Source organism: Desulfomonilia bacterium (genome assembly GCA_036567785.1).
Classification (GTDB): Bacteria; Desulfobacterota; Desulfomonilia; order UBA1062; family UBA1062; genus DATCTV01.
The window spans coordinates 112244-131762 of record DATCTV010000034.1 but is presented as its reverse complement, the minus strand read 5'-3'; the positions used below and the strand labels follow the sequence as shown (position 1 = coordinate 131762).

The following is a 19519-nucleotide window of genomic DNA, read 5'->3' as shown; positions in this document are numbered from 1 at the left end:
CATTTTAATATCTTCATATCGAATTATGACGAATTTTGACCGGATAATCGACAGGCGGAACACCGCCTGCATCAAGTGGGACAAGTATAAGGGCCGTGATGTCATTCCCATGTGGGTGGCGGACATGGACTTTGAAGCGCCCGGACCGGTTACCAACGCGATAATTGAAAGGGCCGGCCACGGAGTTTTCGGCTACACATGCGAACCGGATGAGCTTGAAGATGTAATTGTCGGTATGCTTGAAACAGAATACGCCTGGCGGATAAAACCGTCCTGGCTTGTCTGGCTGCCGGGGCTTGTGACAGGGCTCAATATCTCATGCAGGGCCATGCCGGGAAAGACGGTGATGACGTCCATCCCTGTTTATCCGCCGTTTTTAAGCGCCCCGGTCAATGCAGGCAAAAGACTCGTGACAACAGAACACATGGTTGAAAATGGCAGCTACAGGTTTGAATATGATGCAATTGAAAAGTCCCATACAAAAGACACTGACATGTTCATTCTCTGTAACCCGCAGAATCCCCTCGGCCGGGTTTTCAGTTCCGAAGAATTGAATACGCTTGCCGAAATCTGTTTGAGGCGCGGTATGATCATCTGCTCGGACGAGATACATTGCGGGCTTGTGCTGGATAAAGACAAAAGGCATGTACCGATAGCTTCTCTATCGGAAGAAATCGCCGCTAGTACCATTACTTTGATGGCACCCAGCAAGACATTCAACATACCGGGACTGGGCTTTTCCTTTGCCGTTATCCCCGATGAAAAAATCAGAAAAAGCTTCAAAAAGGCCATGGATGGAATAGTTCCCCATGTGAATATTTTCGGCTATACCGCTGGCCTGGCTGCTTACCGCGACTGCAAAGACTGGCATGACTCCCTGATAGAATATCTTGGGGAAAACCGGGATTACCTTGAAGAATCGATATCCGGGATCGATGGATTATCAATGAATCATGTCGAGGCGACTTACCTTGCCTGGATAGACTGCCGGGAACTGGGGCTTCAAAATCCGGCGGCCTTCTTTGAAGAAAGGGGGGTCGGGCTTTCCGACGGGAACGATTTCGGCGTCAAGGGTTTTGTCAGGCTCAATTTCGGCTGCCCGAGGGCTGTTATTGAAGAAGCTCTTGGCCGAATTAAAAAGGCCGTTTCAGACCTTGAAAGATAGGAACCCTTAATCAGTCCCTTGGATGAGAATCCCGGCAAAAAAATAAAGCGCACAGGCCATGAAACCTTTATATCTGCCGGTTGCGGCTGAGGCCTTGACGAAAGTCTTTCCCATTTTATGATATTCGAGTCGCACCCGGGAAGATATGCCTGTTAAGAGGTTGAACTGCTGTTTAATTCATTCGTGTATTTCACAAAAAATTCTATCAAAAATTCAATTGCGGGAATTAATACCAAAAATGATTCCGGTCGTGATAAACGCCCATATCTCTTCTTGACTGGCAAAGAGTTTTGACTGAAGAGTGAACAAATGATTATCGAGATTAACGGGAAAAAACCCAAAATTGCCGAAGGGGTTTTCGTGGCTCCGAATGCGGTTGTCATAGGAGACGTGGAAATCGGTGAAGGTTCAAGCATCTGGTACGGCGCAGTCATCAGAGGCGACCTCAATGCAATAAGAATTGGCAGGTTTTCCAACATACAGGATAACTGCACGATACATGTCGACGGCATAAATGCAACCGTTATAGGAGATTATGTCACTGTCGGCCACAACGCTGTTCTTCACGGCTGCCGCATAGGCGAAGGTTCGGTTATAGGACTGGGTTCGATTCTTCTGAACGGCTCGGTCATAGGAAAGGGTTCTATCGTGGCGGCAGGTGCGGTTGTCAGGGAGAGGCAGGAAATCGGCGAGAATCAGCTTGTTGCAGGTTCACCCGCAGTATTCAAGAGAGAGCTTGATGCAGACAGTGCGATAGCAAACAGAAACCCGGCTGAAATATATGTTGAACTGGCAAAAAGACATTTAGCAGCCAGAAGGAGGGAATTATGAAAATAAGGCTCGAAAAATATACGGATGTTCTTATCTGGGGGCTTACAACGGCACGCACGCAGACTTTTAAAAAAGGCGACATCATCCTGCTCAGGTATGAACTGCCCGCCATAAGCCTTGCTGAATCCGTATATTCAAGGCTCATAAAAATGGGATTTAATGTCATACCGAGGGCAGGCATTACCCCGACGATGGAAAAGGGATTTTATTCCCTTTCAAATGACGAGCAGCTCACATTCAAGGTCCCCGGGAATGAGGAACTCTATAAGAGCCTGAACGGGAGCATCTATATCATCGCACCTTCATCGCTAACACACCTTGCCGGAATAGATCCCAAACGCATAGGCATGGCGGCGGTTGCCCAGAAATACCTGCGCGACATACTTGACAAGCGCGAAGAGATGGGGCTCTTCGGCTGGACTCTGTGCATGTATCCTACTGAAGAGCTTGCAAAGCATGCGGGCCTATCTTTGGATGACTATACGAAACAGATTTCAAAGGCCGCTTTCCTTAACAGCAGAGACCCTGTCGGGAAATGGATAGATGTATATACCGAGGTGAGTTCGATCAAAAAAGGCCTTAATTCCATGGAAGTGGCTGAATACCATGTGGAAAGCGCTAACACCGACCTTGTCATAACGCCCGGAGAGATGAGGAAATGGATAGGGATATCAGGGCACAACATACCGAGCTTTGAGATATTCCTGTCTCCCGACTGGCGCGGGACAAGGGGAGTCTACTATGCGGACCAGCCCTCCTACAGGAACGGAAACCTGGTAAAAGGCTTGAAGCTTGAATTCAGGAACGGCCGTGCAGTGAAGATTGATGCCGACAAGGGAGCGGAATTTGCGCGCAAGCAGCTTTCAATGGATGACGGGGCTGATCAGGTGGGCGAATTTTCCCTGACAGACAAACGTTTTTCCAAGATCGACAGGTTCATGGCCAATACCCTTTTTGACGAGAACTTCGGAGGCAGAAACGGCAACTGTCATATCGCAGTCGGTGCATCGTATTCGGATACATATTCCGGTGACCCGGCAGAGCTTACGAAAGAGAAGAAGGAGGCGCTGGGCTTTAACGATTCGGCCCTTCACTGGGACCTTGTGAATACTGAAAAAAAGAGGGTCACGGCAAAGCTTAAATCAGGAAGAACCATAACAATTTATGAAAAAGGCATGTTTACTGTTTGATAACGGAGGGAGCATTTAATGGCGGTTGAACCGAACAAGATAATCTATTCGATGATGCGCGTGAGCAAGCGCTACGAAAAAAAGGAAGTTATCAAGGACATCTCTCTGTCCTATTTTTACGGCGCCAAGATAGGCGTACTCGGCCTCAACGGTTCGGGCAAAAGTTCGCTCCTTCGAATAATGGCCGGCGTTGATAATGCTTTTGACGGTCAGGCCGTGCTTTCACCCGGGTACACAGTGGGCTATCTTGAACAGGAACCCCTTGTTGATGAAACCAGGACGGTCCGCCAGGTGGTGGAAGAGGGCGTACAGGAAACGGTAAACCTCCTGAACGAATTCAACGAGATCAGCATGAAATTTGCCGAGCCCATGAGTGACGATGAGATGAATTCCCTGATAGAACGCCAGGGCGTCGTACAGGAAAAGCTCGACCACCTTAATGCGTGGGATCTTGATGCGCGTCTTGAAATGGCAATGGATGCGCTTCGCTGTCCTCCGGGCGACATGCAGGTAAAAGTGCTTTCCGGAGGCGAAAAGCGCAGGGTTGCACTGTGCCGCCTGCTTTTGCAGAAGCCCGACATCCTGCTGCTCGACGAACCGACCAACCATCTCGACGCAGAAACAGTTGCGTGGCTCGAACATCACCTGCAGCGCTATGAGGGTACAATCATTGCAGTTACACATGATCGCTATTTTCTGGATAATGTTGCCGGATGGATACTCGAACTCGACCGTGGCCACGGAATACCCTGGAAAGGCAACTATTCTTCATGGCTCGAACAGAAGCAGGAAAGGTTGAGAGTTGAGGAAAAGGGCGAAACCGATCGCCAGAAGACACTTGAACGTGAACTGGACTGGATACGCATGAGCCCTAAGGGGCGTCATGCAAAGGCGAAGGCCAGGATAACCGCATACGAAGAACTGCTCGGCAGCGAATCCGAAAGGCGCGCCAGAGACCTTGAAATATATATACCGCCCGGGCCAAGGCTCGGTAATGTAGTAATCGAAGCGCAGGCCGTAACGAAAGCCTACGGCGACAAGCTTCTTTTTGAAAACATGAGCTTCATGCTGCCTCCCGGCGGCATTATCGGGGTAATAGGCCCTAACGGTGCCGGAAAGACGACACTTTTCAGGATGATTACCGGCCAGGAAACGCCTGATTCCGGTTCAATCCGCATCGGCGAAACCGTAAAGCTCGCATATGTCGATCAGAGCAGGGATTCTCTCGATCCTGATAAAACCATATGGGAGACCATTTCCGGCGGGAAGGACACTATAGTGCTGGGAGGCCGCGAGATCAACTCGCGAGCGTATGTCGCCCGCTATAACTTTTCGGGCACCGACCAGCAGAAAAAGCTAGGCACTCTTTCGGGAGGAGAAAGAAACCGTGTTCATCTTGCCATGATGCTGGGGAGCGGCGCGAATGTAATTCTTCTGGACGAGCCGACGAACGATCTTGACGTGAACACCATGCGTGCCCTCGAAGAGGCGCTGGAGAACTTTGCAGGGTGCGCGGTCGTGGTAAGCCACGACAGATGGTTCCTTGACCGCATCGCAACACATATTCTGGCATTCGAGGGCGACAGCACGGTCACATGGTTCGACGGCAACTACACTGAATATGAAGAGGACAAGAAAAGACGCCTGGGCGCTGCAGCGGATACCCCGCACCGCATAAAATACCGGAGACTAACAAGAGCATAAAGGAATACTTGATGGGAAAGAAATGCCTTAAATGCGGATATATAAGAAATGACGGCGATCCGGGTCCACTGACAGAATGCCCGCGATGCGGCGTTATTTATGCAAGGGCGGAGGCAAGGCTGGGCAAACAGCCTGAAGCGGAAAATGAGGAGAAGGAATGTGAAAAGCCTTCCCCCGGGGCAGTACCTGATATAGTCAGGGAAATAGCCCTTCTGATAAAGTCTCATTACGGACTCATCTGGGTCAGAACCAATGAAGAGGAGCGAGCTGAAAGCCTCTTATCGCATCTGGCAGACTCTTTAGGCTTGAAGCTTTTCACATGGAGCCTTACGCATGGCCTCAAACGCACGGATATGGACGGGCCGGTTTATATGACAACCGAACCGAAAGCTGCACTCGATCATGTCATCAGTTCTGATTTTCCCGCGATCTACCTGTTTCAGGGGATAGCGCCTTTTCTGAGCGATCCGGCAATTGCAGCCAGACTCTACGACGCCGCAAAAAAATATTCTCCCCACGATGCTTCGATAATTCTGACCGGCGCCGACATGAATATACCCGAGAGCCTGAAGCCTTATCTGGCTGAAGTGTCTCCCCCCGCGCCGAAAAGAGAGGAATATTCTGAACTTCTCAATAACATCATCCGCGACCTCAGGGCCAAAACCGAGATCAAGGTCGAGATAACAAACACTGAACTGAACCGGCTTATAAACAATCTGAAAGGGCTTACGCTTCTTGAAGCGGAAAAAATTCTGACCAGGGCCATCATTGAAGACGGAGGCCTTAATGCAAAAGACATCCAGAGGGTGATTGACGCTAAAAGGACGGTCGTGGAAAGGGACGGTCTTCTGGAGTATTTCCCGGCTGAGCACGGCATGTCGGAAATTGCGGACATGGCCACACTGAAAGACTGGCTCAACAAACGAAGGATGATAATAACCGAACCTGAAAGGGCTGTTTCCTTCGGACTCGCTTTTCCGAAGGGGATACTCCTGCTCGGTGTTCCGGGATCGGGGAAGAGCCTGTGCGCCAAGGCTGTTTCAATGGAATGGGGCCTGCCGCTATTAAAAATGGACCCGTCCAATCTGTACAACAAGTACATCGGAGAGAGCGAGCGCAACTTCAAGCGGGCCATGGAAACGGCCGAAAAGATGGCGCCGGTAATCCTGTGGATAGACGAGATTGAAAAGGCATTCGCCTCCGGCGGCAGCGAGGACGGAGGCGTGTCACAGCGCGTCCTGGGGACCTTCCTTTCCTGGCTGCAGGACAGGAAAGGCGATGTATTTGTAGTGGCGACGGCAAACGAAGTTGAAAAATTGCCGCCGGAATTCCTCAGGAAAGGCCGTTTCGACGAGGTGTTCTTTGTAGACCTTCCCGATGCCGATAGCAGGGCCGCTATCTTTTCGATCCATCTGAGAAGACGCGGAAAAGATCCTGCGAAGTTCGATATCGCGGCACTTGCAGAGGCCTCAGACGGTTTCAGCGGGGCCGAAATAGAACAGGTGGTCGTATCAGGGCTTTACGGTGCATTTTCAGCAAATTGTGAACTTACGAACGATATGCTTGTTGCTGAGATTGGCAGGACAAAGCCCTTATCTGTTACCCGCGTGGAGCAGATCGAAAATCTGAGGGAATGGGCATCGGAAAGGACTGTAAACGCTCATTAGTAATGCCGCCAGCTGCATTAAATCGGGGAATTTATATGAAGGCTGATGATATAATCACCAGGCTCGAGTCTCTGGCCAGCCCAGCCGATGCTGCCGGTATGATGCGTTACGGGATTAATCCCGGAGGAGTTCTTCTTGGCGTTTCAATGCCTAGACTCAGGGCAATGGCAAAAGAGACCGGAAAAGACCACGAACTTGCCCTTCTTTTATGGGACTGCGGAATTCACGAGGCAAGGATACTTGCCTCACTTGTTGATGATCACAGGGAAGTGCTGCCGGAACAAATGGAAGAATGGGTCGTGGCTTTCAATTCATGGGACGTGTGCGATCAGGTCTGTTCAAACCTTTTCCAGAAAACACCCTATGCACTTCAAAAGGCCCTTGCATGGTCCAAAAGGGAAGAAACTTTTGTGAAGCGCGCCGGCTTTGTCCTTATGGCAAGAATTGCCGTAGCCGACAGAAAGGCGCCGGATGAGCTGTTCGAAGAGTTTTATCCTTTGATAATGAGCGAATCCGGCGATGACAGGCCGATGGTCAGAAAGGCCGTCAACTGGGCCATCCGACAGATAGGGAAGCGTAATCTTTACCTCAACGGAAAGGCTATTGAGCTTTCACAAAGGATACGCATCTCAGGCACAAAGGCAGGCAGATGGATAGCTGCAGATGCCCTGCGGGAACTTACAGGCTCAGCCGTTCAGGACAGGCTCCTCAAAAGGGCTATAAACCACAAACCATAATAACCATAACCTGTTCGCACAATATCTGCGAGGACTGGCAATGATTCAATATTATAAAAGCAGGTGTTGATTTATTCTTTTTCGGGTGAAATTATTTTATAAACAAAACCTGCTAAAACTGCTCCGGCAATCGGCGCTACCCAGAACAGCCATAACTGGCTCAATGCCCAGCCGCCGACGAATATTGCCTGGCTTGTACTTCTTGCTGGGTTTACCGAGGTGTTTGTTACAGGAATGCTTATCAGGTGAATAAGTGTTAATCCCAGGCCGATTGCTATTCCGGCAAAACCTTTTGGGGCTTTTGGATGCGTAGCACCTAAAATAATAATTAAAAACATGAAGGTCATTACAATTTCAGTAATTAGACCTGAAAGCATACTGTATCCATCAGGAGAGTGTTCCCCATACCCGTTGGCTGCGAACCCTCCAAGTTCAAAACCGGCTTTTCCGCTTGCAATAAGGAAAAGGATTCCTGCTCCGGCTATTCCTCCGAGGACCTGGGCAATGATGTATGGAAGCAGCTCTTTTTTATCAAAACGGCCTCCGGCCCAGAGGCCGATTGATACGGCAGGATTCAGGTGGCAGCCTGAAATGTGTCCGATTGCATAAACCATTGTCAGCACTGTTAAACCGAATGCGATGGCAACACCTGCAAATCCGATTCCCAGTTCCGGATAAGCTGCTGCTAAAACAGCGCTTCCGCATCCTCCCAATACCAGCCATAAAGTCCCGATAAATTCCGCAGCAAGTTTATTCATAAACTCTCCTTTTACGGTTCAGGAATGATAAAATGCTTAAAGGTTTATGACATGATAGACCCGTAATGATTTTATAAAAATTATGAATATCCTTAATTTTATATTCGAAAAACCTTATTTTGAAGATGTCTTGCTGCCGGTTATTAAATTTAAAATTTGAAATTGTTTCTTACCCTGTTGAACTCCTGCCTGGCGTATTCAAGGGGGATAAGATAATTTATCCAGTTTCGCAGTATAAGAAGGTCAATTGATATCGCCATGACAGCACCGCCTGCTACATCCCATAATACATGCTGTTTGGTGAGCAGGGTGGACAAGACCGTAAGCATTGCAACTACAACGCAGAACCAGCCTAGTATGCGGTTTTCCCTGAAGACGCAAAAAGTGGCAAGCATCGTCAATCCTACATGCAGGCTTGGAAATCCGCAAACTGGATTGTCAATCCAGTCAAGCTGGGAAAATACCCATCCCGTGAAACCGGCGGGGAGATCATATGACCTGGGGATGCTTACGGGAAAAACGACGAATATTGCTGCTGAAATTATAATGAGCAGGCCGCTGCCGACGACCGTTCTGAAATAAAGAGAACGGTTTTCACATACCAGCGAAGGAAGCATGGAAAAAACATAAATGAATGAATACGGATAAATAAAATAGGGCATGAACGGCAGCGCTTCATCAACCGGAGTGGAAATATTATGGCAGCTTCTCATGTCTATGAAACGGTTGGCGGCAAGATATGCGATACAGAAAAACAGATACATTACTACAGTGCAGATAAATCGTTCCTTTATGCTTATGCCTGTTTGCAGGTGTCTGATAAATCTGTCCAGCAGTGCCTTCACGGCAAATCCTCCATTTATTGAATATCAAATAATCATCAATAGTATCTGAAATTCCAGTGTTGTTGTCCATAGGGATTTTTCTGAAATTTTATTCCTTGATGAAGGCAGGTATTGAGTATACTTGACGGATATCAAAACCCGGGGAGATTAAAAATGGATAAAGTCTTATTTCCAAAAGGCTTCATGTGGGGCACGGCCGCATCGGCATATCAGACAGAAGGGGGAAATTTCAACAACGACTGGTACTTCATGGAAAAGATGGATATGAGGAAACCTGTCGGACAGAGAAAATTCAAAGAACCCTGCGGAAATGCATGTGATCACTGGAACAGATATGAAGAGGACTATACCCTTGCAAGGGAACTCGGCGTGATGATTCACCGTCCGTCAATTGAATGGTCAAGGGTGATACCGTCGGAAGGCAAAACGGACGAAGCCGCCATCGCCCATTACCGGAAAATTCTTGAGGCCTTGAAAAAAAACGGCATCAAGGTCATGCTCTGCCTGCATCATTTTACTATTCCCATATGGGTGCTGGCCTACGGAGGATTTGAAAACAGGCCTGTTTTCATGAAGCATTTCAAGGATTATCTTGATGTTATCGTAAGCTCACTGGGCGATCTTGTCGACTACTGGCTGCCGATAAACGAGCCGAATGTCGTGCCTCTGGGCGGATACTTCGCCGGGCAGTTTCCTCCATACAAAAAGAATCCTGTCGCGTTTATAAAGGTTTATCGGACTTTTTTCGACATGCATCAGGCATCCTTTCATACGATTAAGAAATATTACCCGGAGGCTCCTGTCGGGGTTGCATTCGCCTTTATGCACTTCAGGCCCTACAGGCCAGATGTATTCATTGACAGGGCCGGTGCAAGATTTGCCGATATCACGGCCAACCTCAGGTTTTTCGAAGGTGTAAAGACAGGGAAAATCGGACCGCCATTAGGCCTGTGGGATGAATTCCCGGGTTTGAAAGGTGCAATGGATTTCATAGGCCTCAACTATTACAGTTCAAGCTACCAGAAAGGGTTGACCAACATACCATCGAAGCCGGGAGACACTGTAACAGACATGGACTGGGTTATCTATCCCGAGGGTATATATGACTGCCTCGAATATCTAGGAAATGAGGTAAAACTGCCTGTAATAGTAACGGAAAACGGTATAGGAACAACAGATGAAACTCAAAGGATATTCTATATGGATGCCCATATCAGGCAGGTTCACAAAGCGATAGAGAACGGTATACCGGTCAAGGGCTATATGTGCTGGTCGCTGACCGACAACTATGAATGGGACAAGGGCTATGAAATGAGATTCGGTCTGATTAATATAGACTTTGCCACTCAGAAGCGCACGATAAAGGAGGGCGGAAAGTGGTATGCAAAGGTGATAGCAGCGAACGGCCTGGAATGAATGGGATACCTTGACAAAATAAAGCTCAGGCACTACTCAAAAAATACGAAAGGAGAGGACCATGCCCATCTATGAATACAGATGTAAAAAATGCGATAATGATTTTGAAAAGCTGGTTTCTTTGAGCAGTAAAGATAAGATCAAATGTCCCAAATGCGAATCAGAGGATGTAATAAAAAAAATGTCCATGACCGCTTCGGGGAAATCCGGGTGCGGAACATGTTCGTCGACTTCGTGCGGTCCAACCTGAGGCTGATGGAAGCAGCGCGGTCAGCGCTGCATGATAAAAAAAGAGGGCCGGTTTTCCGGCCCTTTGTTTTATAATAAATCTTCTACGATTATCGTCTGATCCCGTTTCGGTCCGGTTGATATTATTGCAGCCTTAACTCCGAGCTTATTTTCAATGTACGCGATATATGCCTTGCAGCTTGCAGGAAGATCATCAAATTTCTTTATGTCTGAAATATTTTCTTCCCATCCGGGGAGTTCGTCATAGGCAATATCAATTTCGGGATAAAGCTCCAGATCGGCCGGCATACTTTCCATGACCGTATTTCCTGATCTGTAGGCCGTGGCGACCTTTAACGTTTCAAGACCTGAGAGGACATCGAGCTTTGTTATGGCAAGATGGCTTATTGAACTGAGGCGGACTGTGTGTCTTAGCGCCACAAGGTCAAGCCATCCGCATCTTCTGGGCCTTCCGGTTGTCGCACCATATTCACCGCCGAAGGCGCGCAGCCTTTCGCCCAGTTCATCCGTCAGTTCAGTCGGGAAAGGACCACCGCCGACCCTCGTCGTGTATGCCTTGCAAATGCCGAGGACTTTGTCAATCCTGGTTGGCCCGATACCTGAACCGGTGCAGGCGGCGCCTGCAATGGTGTTTGAAGATGTGACAAATGGATATGTCCCGAAGTCCATGTCGAGATTTCCACCCTGTGCTCCTTCGAATAAAAGACTTTTGCCTGACCTGACTGCCTTGTCGATAAGGATTGAGGCATCGGTAACAAATGGTTTCAGACGTTCTCCCAATATTATGTGTTTTTCGATGAGTTCATCCTTGTCCGGGGCCTTGGCCTTGAGGATTTTTGTTATATATTCCTGGCGCTCATCCCAGAAGGCTTCGATTTTATTTCTTAACAGTCCTGGATTGATAAGGTCTATCACGCGTATGCCTGTTCTTCGGGCCTTGTCTTCATATGCGGGCCCGATCCCTCTGCCTGTCGTACCGATACGTGCAGCGTCACGGGCATGGTCGATCACCTTGTGGTAAGGCATGATAACATGAGCCCGGTCGCTGATTGCAACCGTTTCCGGTGAAACCTCATGCCCTTTCAATCTCAACGCATCTATTTCGCCAAGAAGGATTTCCGGGTCCAGCACAACGCCGGAACCGATCACGCACATCTTGTTTTTATGAAGTATGCCTGAAGGTATAAGGTGGAGCACGACCTTGTTGTCGCCTATTACAAGAGTATGACCTGCATTGTTTCCACCCTGAAATCGTATGATGAGGTCGGCTTTTTCCGTAAGGAGATCAACGACCTTTCCCTTGCCCTCATCTCCCCACTGCGCGCCGACAATTACTAGATTCGCCATTATTATTCTCCTGTCAGATTGTAACCTTTTGAACCGATAGGGTGTTTGAAACATTCCTGATCTTTTCAGCAACAGACTCAGGCACTTCCGCATCCAGATTGATGATTATTATCGCGGTGCCTTTCTTCTTGTCCCTGCCGAGGAAAAGTCTTGCGATATTGATTTTATCATCTCCCAGAGTGGAAGCTATCTTTCCGACGGTTCCCGGCAGGTCTTTATTGTAGATAACGAGCATATTGCCTTCCGGGGTGACTTCTATCGGATAATTGTCTATCTTGACTATTCTGAGGTCGTCCTGAGTGAAGACGGCGCCTGCCAGGTAGCGTTTACCTGTATCAAGATGGACTACAAGTTCCAGGGTGTTTGTAAATATTTCTTCTTTCTCGGTTCTGGATTCAACGACTTCTATGCCGCGCTCTTTGGCTATAATGGGCGCATTGATAAAATTGACGTCATCCATGATGGCCGCAAACAGCCCTTTGAGCATTGAAATCGTTACCGGTTTCGTCTCTATGCCGGAAGCCCCGCCGCAATAATTGACGTTGACTTTGCGGATCCTTCCGGAAATGAGCTGGCCCATGAAAAGCCCCATTTTTTCGGCAAGTTCAATATAGGGTTTTACTTTGGGAAGCATATCCGGCCCTACCGAAGGCGCATTCACTGCGTTTCTGATAACGCCATTGTTGAGGTAATCGACTATCTGCTCGGCTATGGCTATTGCCACGTTTTCCTGCGCCTCTTCCGTGGAAGCACCGAGATGCGGTGTGCAGATGACCTTCGGGTGAAGAGGAAGAGACCAGTCCTCAGGCGGTTCCTTCTCGAACACATCAATTGCCGCGCCTGCCACCTTTCCTGAATCGAGGGCTTCGATAAGGGCTTTTTCGTCAACGATTCCACCCCTTGCGCAATTGATGACCATGACACCTTTTTTCATCTTGGCAAAAGCATCTTTTCCCAGAAGCCCTATTGTATCCTTTGATTTGGGGGTATGAACCGAAATGTAGTCGCTTCTTGCATAGAGTTCATCCAGAGAAACCAGCTCAACGCCCATATTGTCCGCGGCTTCTTTCGATATGAACGGGTCATAGGCGATAACATTCATTTTGAGGCCAATCGCCCTTGTCGCAACGATTGTCCCTACCCTGCCGATTCCGACTATTCCCAGAGTCTTGTTAAAGACCTCGCGGCCTTCAAAACTTTTTTTGTCCCATTTTTGAGCCTTCATTGAAGCGGTTGCCTGGGGAATAAAACGTGTAAGAGCCATAAGCATTGCGATTGCGTGTTCTCCAGTCGTTACCGTATTGCCGCCCGGTGTGTTCATGACAACAATACCCTGTTTGCTTGCTGCTTCAGAATCGATATTGTCAACACCCGCGCCTGCGCGACCGATTACCTTGAGTTTTTTACCGGCAGCAATGATCTCTGCTGTCGCCTTTGTGGCGGATCTTACGACTAGGCCGTCATAATCACCGATAATCTCTTTGAGTTCATCAGGTTTAAGGCCCGTTTTTACGTCGACTTTAAGTCCACCTTCTTTAAGTATTTCTTCTCCTCGTGCTGAAAGCTTATCACTTACCAGAATTTTCAAGCGGCACCCCCTAAGAAAGTATGGAAAACCGTCGAACTTTTAACAAATGGCCTTGAACGTGTCAACAATATAGAATTATAAATTATAGTTATATATTATATTTATTAGAGCTCCCTGAATCATACGATTTCTGTTAATATTATTAAGAGAGTAGGAAAATGATTCTATCAGGAAACAGCCGGATATGTGAAAAGTGCGGGTTTAGGGAAGCCGTCGTTTTGTGCGACGGATGTTCTCGTGCATTATGTGAAAAATGCCGTATATTCGACTTGTGGAGTTACGGCTGCGGTCACATCGACCCTAAAGCTTTCTGCAGCGATTGTCATGAGAATCCGGAAAAAAATCCCTGGGGAGGAAAGCGTCCCTAATAATAAATTTAAGGGATGCTTGACATATCCCGATGTAGTCCTATTAAGAACCTTATAATAATTTGCGGAGAAAATTATGATAAACCTTAAGTTTCAGGAAATAATGGGCTTTCTGCTCGGACCGGAAATGGGGGAAGAAAGGCTGGGTATTTGTTATCCCTCGATTGACGTATATGAGAGTTCCGATGATCTTTTTATCGAGATGGAAATTCCCGGGGTTATGCAGGAAGATGTCAATGTGGAGATAATCGGCAATACGTTAAGAATAAGCGGCATGAAAAAAGACCCGCTTTCAGGGGGCGGGGTAAGATATATCAGAATGGAAAGGAGCTTTGGCGGATTCAGCCGTGAACTTGAGATTCCGGAAAGATTCAACCTTGAAAATATTGACGCAAAATTCAAGGACGGGGTTTTGACGGTAAGAATCGCGCGTTCGGAAAACAAGGTGGAGATGGTTAAGCGTATAGAGGTAAAATAGAACTTTTTCAGGAGAGACGAATGGAAAATGAGAAGCAGGCAATAGAAATCCCTGGCAACGTGCCATTGCTGCCGGTCAGGGATGTAGTTATCTACCCATATATGATACTCCCGCTGTTTGTAGGCCGCGGGCTTTCGATAAAGGCTGTCGATGAGGCTCTTAACAAGGACCGGTTTATTTTTTTGGTGGCGCAGAAGGATTCTTCCGTTGAAGAGCCTGAACCCGAACAGATCTATACCATGGGGACAATTGCCATGGTGATAAGGATGCTGAAACTTCCGGACGGCAGGGTGAAGATACTTGTACAGGGTGTTGCAAAGGCGAGGATCAAAAACTTCATTAAGGACGACAGGGGATTCTATACAGTCGACATCGAAAGGATTGAAGAACCCGAGATCAAGGAGTTCACCGTAGAGATAGAAGCGCTTATGAGATCCGTAAAGGAACAATCCGAGCGCATACTCCAGTTGAGGGGCATCGTCTCGCCGGACGCCCTTTCCATTCTTGAGGCGATCGATGATCCCGGCAGGCTTGCCGATTTGGTTGCATCGAACCTCAGGCTCAAGGTGGACGAATCCCAGAATGTCCTGGAAATAGTCGACCCGATCGAGAGGCTCAAGCATGTAAATTCACTGCTTACCAAGGAGATGGAACTTACCGAGGTTCAGGCAAGGATACAGAATCAGGCCAAGGACGAAATGAACAAGACCCAGAGGGAATATTTCCTCCGCGAGCAGATGCGCCAGATACAGAACGAACTGGGCGAGGTCGACGACAAGGGCAAGGAGGTCGATGAGTACAGGCAGAAGATCGACAAGGCCAAAATGCCTGAAGAGGTTGCAAAAGAGGCAACGAAGCAGCTTGACAGGCTCAAGATGATGCACCACGATTCCGCCGAGGCGAATATCATCAGGACATATCTCGACTGGATGGTGGAGCTTCCCTGGTCAATATCCACTGACGACAAGCTCAATATAAAGGAAGCGGACAAGGTACTGGAAGAAGACCATTACGGCCTTGAAAAGGTAAAGCAGAGGATCCTCGAATATCTTGCTGTTAGGAAACTAAATCCTGACAAGAAAGGCGCCATCCTCTGTTTCGTAGGGCCTCCGGGTGTCGGAAAGACCTCTCTGGGCCGTTCGATAGCGAGGTCTATTGGAAGAAACTTCTACCGGCTGTCAATCGGAGGAGTAAGGGACGAGGCTGAGATCAGGGGGCACAGACGTACCTATATCGGCGCACTGCCCGGCAGAATCATACAGGGAATAAAGCATACAGGCTCCAACAACCCTGTCTTCATGATTGATGAAGTCGACAAGATAGGCCAGGATTTCAGGGGAGACCCTTCGTCCGCACTGCTTGAAGTCCTTGACCCTGAGCAGAACTTCAGCTTCCAGGATCATTACCTGAATGTCCCCTTCGACCTTTCAAAGGTCATGTTTATTACTACAGCAAATCTTATTGACCCGATTCCGGGACCGCTTCGAGACCGTATGGAGATCATTGAGCTGCCGGGATATACCGATCATGAAAAGCTCCAGATTGCAAAACGCTATCTTGTGCCGAGGCAAATCAAGGAAAACGGCATGGTCGAAGCGGACATAGATTTTTCAGACGATTCGATACTCGACATAATCAACCATTACACAAAAGAGGCCGGTGTAAGGAATCTTGAACGTGAAATCGGTTCGATCTGCAGAAAGATCGCCCGCGACATCGCAGAAAAAGAGAGTAAGCGCAAAAAGAAATACAGGGTGACTGCCAAAAACGTACACAATTATCTCGGTGTTCAGAAATTCCTCCCGGAACAGGAGAGAACGGAACACGAAGTGGGCGTTTCGACAGGTCTTGCTTGGACGCAGTTCGGCGGCGAGATCCTTTATATAGAAGTCTCGGTGGTGCAGAGCCAGGACGGAAAGGGCGGCGGACTTGTCCTTACCGGACATCTTGGAGACGTCATGAAGGAATCTGCACAGGCAGGTATATCATATATCCGTTCACGTGCGGAACAGCTCGGGATTTCCCCAAGCTTCAACAAGGAAAAGGATGTACATATCCATGTGCCTGCCGGGGGGATTCCCAAAGACGGTCCTTCCGCCGGAATAACAATGGCGGTTGCTACAATCTCCGCGCTTACCAACCGGGCGGTCAGGAAAGACATAGCGATGACCGGTGAGATTACATTGAGGGGCAAGGTGCTTCCTATCGGCGGACTCAAGGAAAAGGCCCTTGCCGCACACAGAAACAAGATATTCGATATAATCATCCCGAAGGATAATGAAAAGGACCTCGAGGATATACCGACAGAGGTACGCAAGAAAATAAACTTCCATCCCGTAAGCAATATGGATGAAGTGCTGGAACTGGTTTTTGTTAAATAGTTAAATCCTGTCGATAAGTGAGCAGCAGGTTTGAATCTTTGCTGCTCACTCTCTGTCCCTCAGTCTGATCCAATATAGAATATCTCTAAAGATAACCGTTTTCCCTGAACCAGTTGAGAGCCTTTCTGATAGTCACATCGATCGGCGTCTGGGGCAGGCCGAGTTCGTTCACCGCCTTTGAACAGTCATACCACTCGGTCATTTTACCTATCCTTACCTCGCTGGCTGTCACGACAGGGGGCTTTTTCGTCAGATTTGCAATTAGTTCGAACGCATATCCGAACGCAAGCGCAAGGTGGTACGGCAGTTTCAAGGCGGGCGGTTTCACTCCCGCAATATCCGCAATAAGCCAAAGATAATCATGAACCGTTATGTTTCTGTTTCCCAGTAGGTATCTTTCACCAACCCTGCCTTTTTTCGCCGCGAGGATGTGGCCTCTGGCGACATCTTCGACATCGATGATGTTCACACCGCCGTCTATGTAGCCGGGCATCTTTCGTCTGGCGACATCTATGATCATTTGACCTGACGGTGTCGGTTTTATATCGTTCACGCCGATGACCAGCGTGGGATTGACAATAACGACCGGAAGTCCTCTCGTGATGAAAATCCTTACCTCGTTTTCCGCAATATATTTGGACATGGAGTAGTGGTCGCGCGCTTCCCAGTAATTAAAGGCCTTCTCTTCGTTTGCAGGTACGGGACCGCTTGCGGCAATGGCATTATTCGTGCTTGTATAGACGATCTTATCAACGCCCGCTTCGAGAGCAGCCTGCATTGTCGCCTTGGTTCCTCCCACATTTACATCGTAAAGCAGTTTCGGGTCCGGTGCCCAGTGCGCGAAATATGCGGCCGTAAGATAAAGGGTATCGCAACCCTTAAGGGCTTTTTTCATGGAATCGCTGTCGCGGATGTCTCCATAAACCTTCTCGACATCGAGGTTGTCAATATTGCGCGTATTGCTTGTTTTTCTTGTCAGGACCTTTACCTCAACGCCTTCCTTGAGAAGTTCTCTGACGATTGCCGAACCGATGAATCCGGTCGAGCCGGTGACAAGCTTTTTCATGATTTTTGAGGCCTCCCTTTCAGGGCTTATCCTGCATTCGAAGCAGCGAACGCCGAGTTGACGATATCCTGCGCCTCTTGTTTAATTTTTTCCAGGTGATCTTTACCTTTGAAGCTTTCGGCGTAAATCTTGTAAACGTCCTCGGTTCCGGATGGCCTTGCTGCGAACCAGCCGTTTTCCGCAGTGACCTTTAGTCCTCCAATAGCCGCGCCGTTGCCCGGTGCATTCGTCAGGATTGAAGTGATTTTCTCACCGGCCAGGGTTTCCGTTGTTATCTGCGAAGGGGCGAGCTTTTTGAGGATGCTTCGCTCTCTGGCATTTGCCGCGGTATCGGTGCGTTCATAAACAGGGTTTCCGAAAAGTTCGGTCAATTCACGATAATGTTCTGCCGGGTCTTTGCCTGTGGCTGAAAGTATCTCTGCAGCGAGCAGGTCCATTATGATACCGTCCTTGTCCGTCGTCCATACAGTCCCGTCAAGCCTCAGGAATGACGCGCCTGCGCTCTCTTCACCGCCGAAGCCGTAAGAGCCGTCAATAAGACCGTCAACGAACCACTTGAATCCGACAGGGACCTCGCTCAGTTTTCTGCCGAGCCTGGATGCAACGCGGTCGATCATCGAGCTGCTGACCAGGGTCTTGCCCACTGCGGCATCTTTTTTCCAGCCGGGCCGGTTGGCAAAGAGATAATTTATGGCCACAGCGAGATAGTGGTTGGGATTAAGCAGCCCTGCGCTTTTTGTGACAATGCCGTGCCTGTCGAAATCGGGGTCGTTTCCGAATGCCAGGTCATATTTGTCCTTGTGGCTTATAAGGCCAGCCATTGCATAGGGCGAAGAGCAGTCCATGCGTATCTTCCCGTCCTTATCCACCGTCATGAAAGAAAATGTGGGATCTGCATGATTGTTCATGATGTCAATATCGAGACCGTAGACATCCGCAATGACCTGCCAGAAGCCAAGTCCCGAGCCGCCCAGCGCATCTGCCCCCAGCTTAAGACCCGTTGCATTAACAATATCCATTTTCACAACATTCTTAAGGTCGTTCACATAGGACGAGATATAATCATGTTCATGTGTTGTAGGAGCCTTTATCGCCTTTTCAAAGGGAATACGCTTTACGTTCCTATTTCCTGCTTTAAGCAGTTCGTTCGCCCTTTTCGCAATATGGTCTGTTACATCGGTATCGGCAGGCCCTCCGTTGGGAGGATTGTATTTGAAGCCGCCGTTGTCAGGGGGATTATGTGAAGGTGTTATAACGATACCATCAGCAAGCCCGTAATTTCTTCCTTTGTTATAGGTCAGGATGGCGTGCGAGATGACAGGGGTCGGGGTGTATTCCTTAGTTATCATGACATCGACGCCGTTTGCGGCCAGCACCTCAAGCGCCGTTGAATGGGCCGGTTCTGAAAGCGCATGAGTATCCATGCCGAGGAACAGCGGGCCTGTAATATTTTTGTTTTTGCGGTATTCACAGATGGCCTGTGTGATGGCCAGGATATGCGCCTCATTGAAGCTTCCGTTCATTGACATGCCGCGATGCCCCGAAGTCCCGAATTCTACGAGATTGGCGGGATTTTCAGGATCGGGTTTTATGACATAGTAGGCGCTTATCAGTTTCGGGATGTTTGCGAGTATTTGGGCCGGGGCCTTCTTTCCTGCCAATGGGCTGATAGCCATTATACACCTCCTTTATATTATAAAGGCTGGCTGCTTCCTTCCAGACCGGCAAA

General features: G+C 48.5%; 16 protein-coding genes. 10 read left to right on the top strand and 6 right to left on the bottom strand.

From position 1 onward, the window contains the following. Positions 1–25 precede the first annotated feature (25 nt). The 6 genes from VIS94_08915 to VIS94_08890 all read left to right on the top strand — a co-directional run bounded on the left by VIS94_08915 (position 26) and on the right by VIS94_08890 (position 7294). Positions 26–1165, top strand: coding sequence for a PatB family C-S lyase (locus tag VIS94_08915; GenBank protein HEY9161193.1), 1140 nt, complete (start codon positions 26–28; stop codon positions 1163–1165). A gap of 309 nt (positions 1166–1474) precedes the next feature. Next, positions 1475–1996, top strand: coding sequence for a gamma carbonic anhydrase family protein (locus VIS94_08910; protein ID HEY9161192.1), 522 nt, complete (start codon positions 1475–1477; stop codon positions 1994–1996). Further along, the gene (locus tag VIS94_08905; protein HEY9161191.1) at positions 1993–3186 is read left to right on the top strand and encodes an aminopeptidase; all 1194 of its coding nucleotides are present in this window, start codon (positions 1993–1995) and stop codon (positions 3184–3186) included. The genes VIS94_08910 and VIS94_08905 overlap by 4 nt, the downstream gene beginning before the upstream one ends. 18 nt (positions 3187–3204) lie before the next feature. After that, positions 3205–4890 (top strand): energy-dependent translational throttle protein EttA, encoded by a 1686-nt coding sequence (gene ettA, locus VIS94_08900; GenBank protein ID HEY9161190.1) that lies wholly within the window; start codon positions 3205–3207, stop codon positions 4888–4890. 11 nt (positions 4891–4901) lie between these two features. After that, positions 4902–6557, top strand: a complete 1656-nt coding sequence (locus VIS94_08895; protein ID HEY9161189.1) for an AAA family ATPase — start codon at positions 4902–4904, stop codon at positions 6555–6557. A gap of 35 nt (positions 6558–6592) precedes the next feature. Beyond that, positions 6593–7294: a DNA alkylation repair protein gene (locus VIS94_08890; GenBank protein HEY9161188.1), complete on the top strand. Its 702-nt coding sequence runs from the start codon at positions 6593–6595 to the stop codon at positions 7292–7294. Between the two features lie 71 nt (positions 7295–7365). On the opposite strand, the gene aqpZ is transcribed toward VIS94_08890, so the two are convergent. Continuing rightward, entirely contained in the window at positions 7366–8052 is a 687-nt protein-coding gene (gene aqpZ / locus VIS94_08885; protein HEY9161187.1) for an aquaporin Z, read from the bottom strand. Between the two features lie 149 nt (positions 8053–8201). Beyond that, positions 8202–8897, bottom strand: coding sequence for a phosphatase PAP2 family protein (locus VIS94_08880; protein HEY9161186.1), 696 nt, complete (start codon positions 8895–8897; stop codon positions 8202–8204). A 153-nt stretch (positions 8898–9050) separates the two neighbouring features. Between VIS94_08880 and VIS94_08875 the strand changes: the two genes are divergently transcribed. Both VIS94_08875 and VIS94_08870 read left to right on the top strand, forming a co-directional pair. Continuing rightward, complete coding sequence (locus VIS94_08875; protein HEY9161185.1) at positions 9051–10313, top strand: glycoside hydrolase family 1 protein; 1263 nt, start codon at positions 9051–9053, stop codon at positions 10311–10313. Positions 10314–10374: 61 nt separating this feature from the next. Beyond that, the gene (locus VIS94_08870; GenBank protein ID HEY9161184.1) at positions 10375–10563 is read left to right on the top strand and encodes a zinc ribbon domain-containing protein; all 189 of its coding nucleotides are present in this window, start codon (positions 10375–10377) and stop codon (positions 10561–10563) included. A 68-nt stretch (positions 10564–10631) separates the two neighbouring features. On the opposite strand, the gene VIS94_08865 is transcribed toward VIS94_08870, so the two are convergent. Both VIS94_08865 and serA read right to left on the bottom strand, forming a co-directional pair. Beyond that, positions 10632–11909 carry an adenylosuccinate synthase gene (locus VIS94_08865; protein ID HEY9161183.1) on the bottom strand — a complete coding sequence of 426 codons (1278 nt, stop codon included), beginning with the start codon at positions 11907–11909 and terminating at the stop codon, positions 10632–10634. Between the two features lie 13 nt (positions 11910–11922). Further along, complete coding sequence (serA, locus tag VIS94_08860; protein HEY9161182.1) at positions 11923–13497, bottom strand: phosphoglycerate dehydrogenase; 1575 nt, start codon at positions 13495–13497, stop codon at positions 11923–11925. Positions 13498–13941: 444 nt separating this feature from the next. Here serA and VIS94_08855 point away from each other — a divergent pair, with 444 nt between their 5' ends. Both VIS94_08855 and lon read left to right on the top strand, forming a co-directional pair. Continuing rightward, a complete protein-coding gene (locus VIS94_08855) occupies positions 13942–14343 on the top strand; it encodes an Hsp20/alpha crystallin family protein (protein ID HEY9161181.1) in 402 nt (133 codons plus the stop codon). A 20-nt stretch (positions 14344–14363) separates the two neighbouring features. Then, a complete protein-coding gene (gene lon / locus VIS94_08850; GenBank protein HEY9161180.1) occupies positions 14364–16724 on the top strand; it encodes an endopeptidase La in 2361 nt (786 codons plus the stop codon). Positions 16725–16809: 85 nt separating this feature from the next. Here the strand turns inward: lon and hpnA are convergent, their stop codons facing one another. Both hpnA and pgm read right to left on the bottom strand, forming a co-directional pair. Next, the gene (hpnA, locus tag VIS94_08845; GenBank protein ID HEY9161179.1) at positions 16810–17790 is read right to left on the bottom strand and encodes a hopanoid-associated sugar epimerase; all 981 of its coding nucleotides are present in this window, start codon (positions 17788–17790) and stop codon (positions 16810–16812) included. A gap of 26 nt (positions 17791–17816) precedes the next feature. Next, on the bottom strand, positions 17817–19466 hold the full coding sequence (gene pgm, locus VIS94_08840) for a phosphoglucomutase (alpha-D-glucose-1,6-bisphosphate-dependent) (protein HEY9161178.1): 1650 nt from the start codon (positions 19464–19466) through the stop codon (positions 17817–17819). Positions 19467–19519: the final 53 nt, after the last annotated feature.

Coding starts and splice junctions, on each gene's coding strand:
- VIS94_08875 (HEY9161185.1), top strand. CDS start 9,051: ATGGATAAAGTCTTATTTCCAAAAGGCTTCATGTGGGGCACGGCCGCA.
- ettA (HEY9161190.1), top strand. CDS start 3,205: ATGGCGGTTGAACCGAACAAGATAATCTATTCGATGATGCGCGTGAGC.
- VIS94_08915 (HEY9161193.1), top strand. CDS start 26: ATGACGAATTTTGACCGGATAATCGACAGGCGGAACACCGCCTGCATC.
- VIS94_08855 (HEY9161181.1), top strand. CDS start 13,942: ATGATAAACCTTAAGTTTCAGGAAATAATGGGCTTTCTGCTCGGACCG.
- pgm (HEY9161178.1), bottom strand. CDS start 19,466: ATGGCTATCAGCCCATTGGCAGGAAAGAAGGCCCCGGCCCAAATACTC.
- lon (HEY9161180.1), top strand. CDS start 14,364: ATGGAAAATGAGAAGCAGGCAATAGAAATCCCTGGCAACGTGCCATTG.
- hpnA (HEY9161179.1), bottom strand. CDS start 17,790: ATGAAAAAGCTTGTCACCGGCTCGACCGGATTCATCGGTTCGGCAATC.
- aqpZ (HEY9161187.1), bottom strand. CDS start 8,052: ATGAATAAACTTGCTGCGGAATTTATCGGGACTTTATGGCTGGTATTG.
- VIS94_08910 (HEY9161192.1), top strand. CDS start 1,475: ATGATTATCGAGATTAACGGGAAAAAACCCAAAATTGCCGAAGGGGTT.
- VIS94_08895 (HEY9161189.1), top strand. CDS start 4,902: ATGGGAAAGAAATGCCTTAAATGCGGATATATAAGAAATGACGGCGAT.
- VIS94_08870 (HEY9161184.1), top strand. CDS start 10,375: ATGCCCATCTATGAATACAGATGTAAAAAATGCGATAATGATTTTGAA.
- VIS94_08890 (HEY9161188.1), top strand. CDS start 6,593: ATGAAGGCTGATGATATAATCACCAGGCTCGAGTCTCTGGCCAGCCCA.
- VIS94_08905 (HEY9161191.1), top strand. CDS start 1,993: ATGAAAATAAGGCTCGAAAAATATACGGATGTTCTTATCTGGGGGCTT.
- VIS94_08865 (HEY9161183.1), bottom strand. CDS start 11,909: ATGGCGAATCTAGTAATTGTCGGCGCGCAGTGGGGAGATGAGGGCAAG.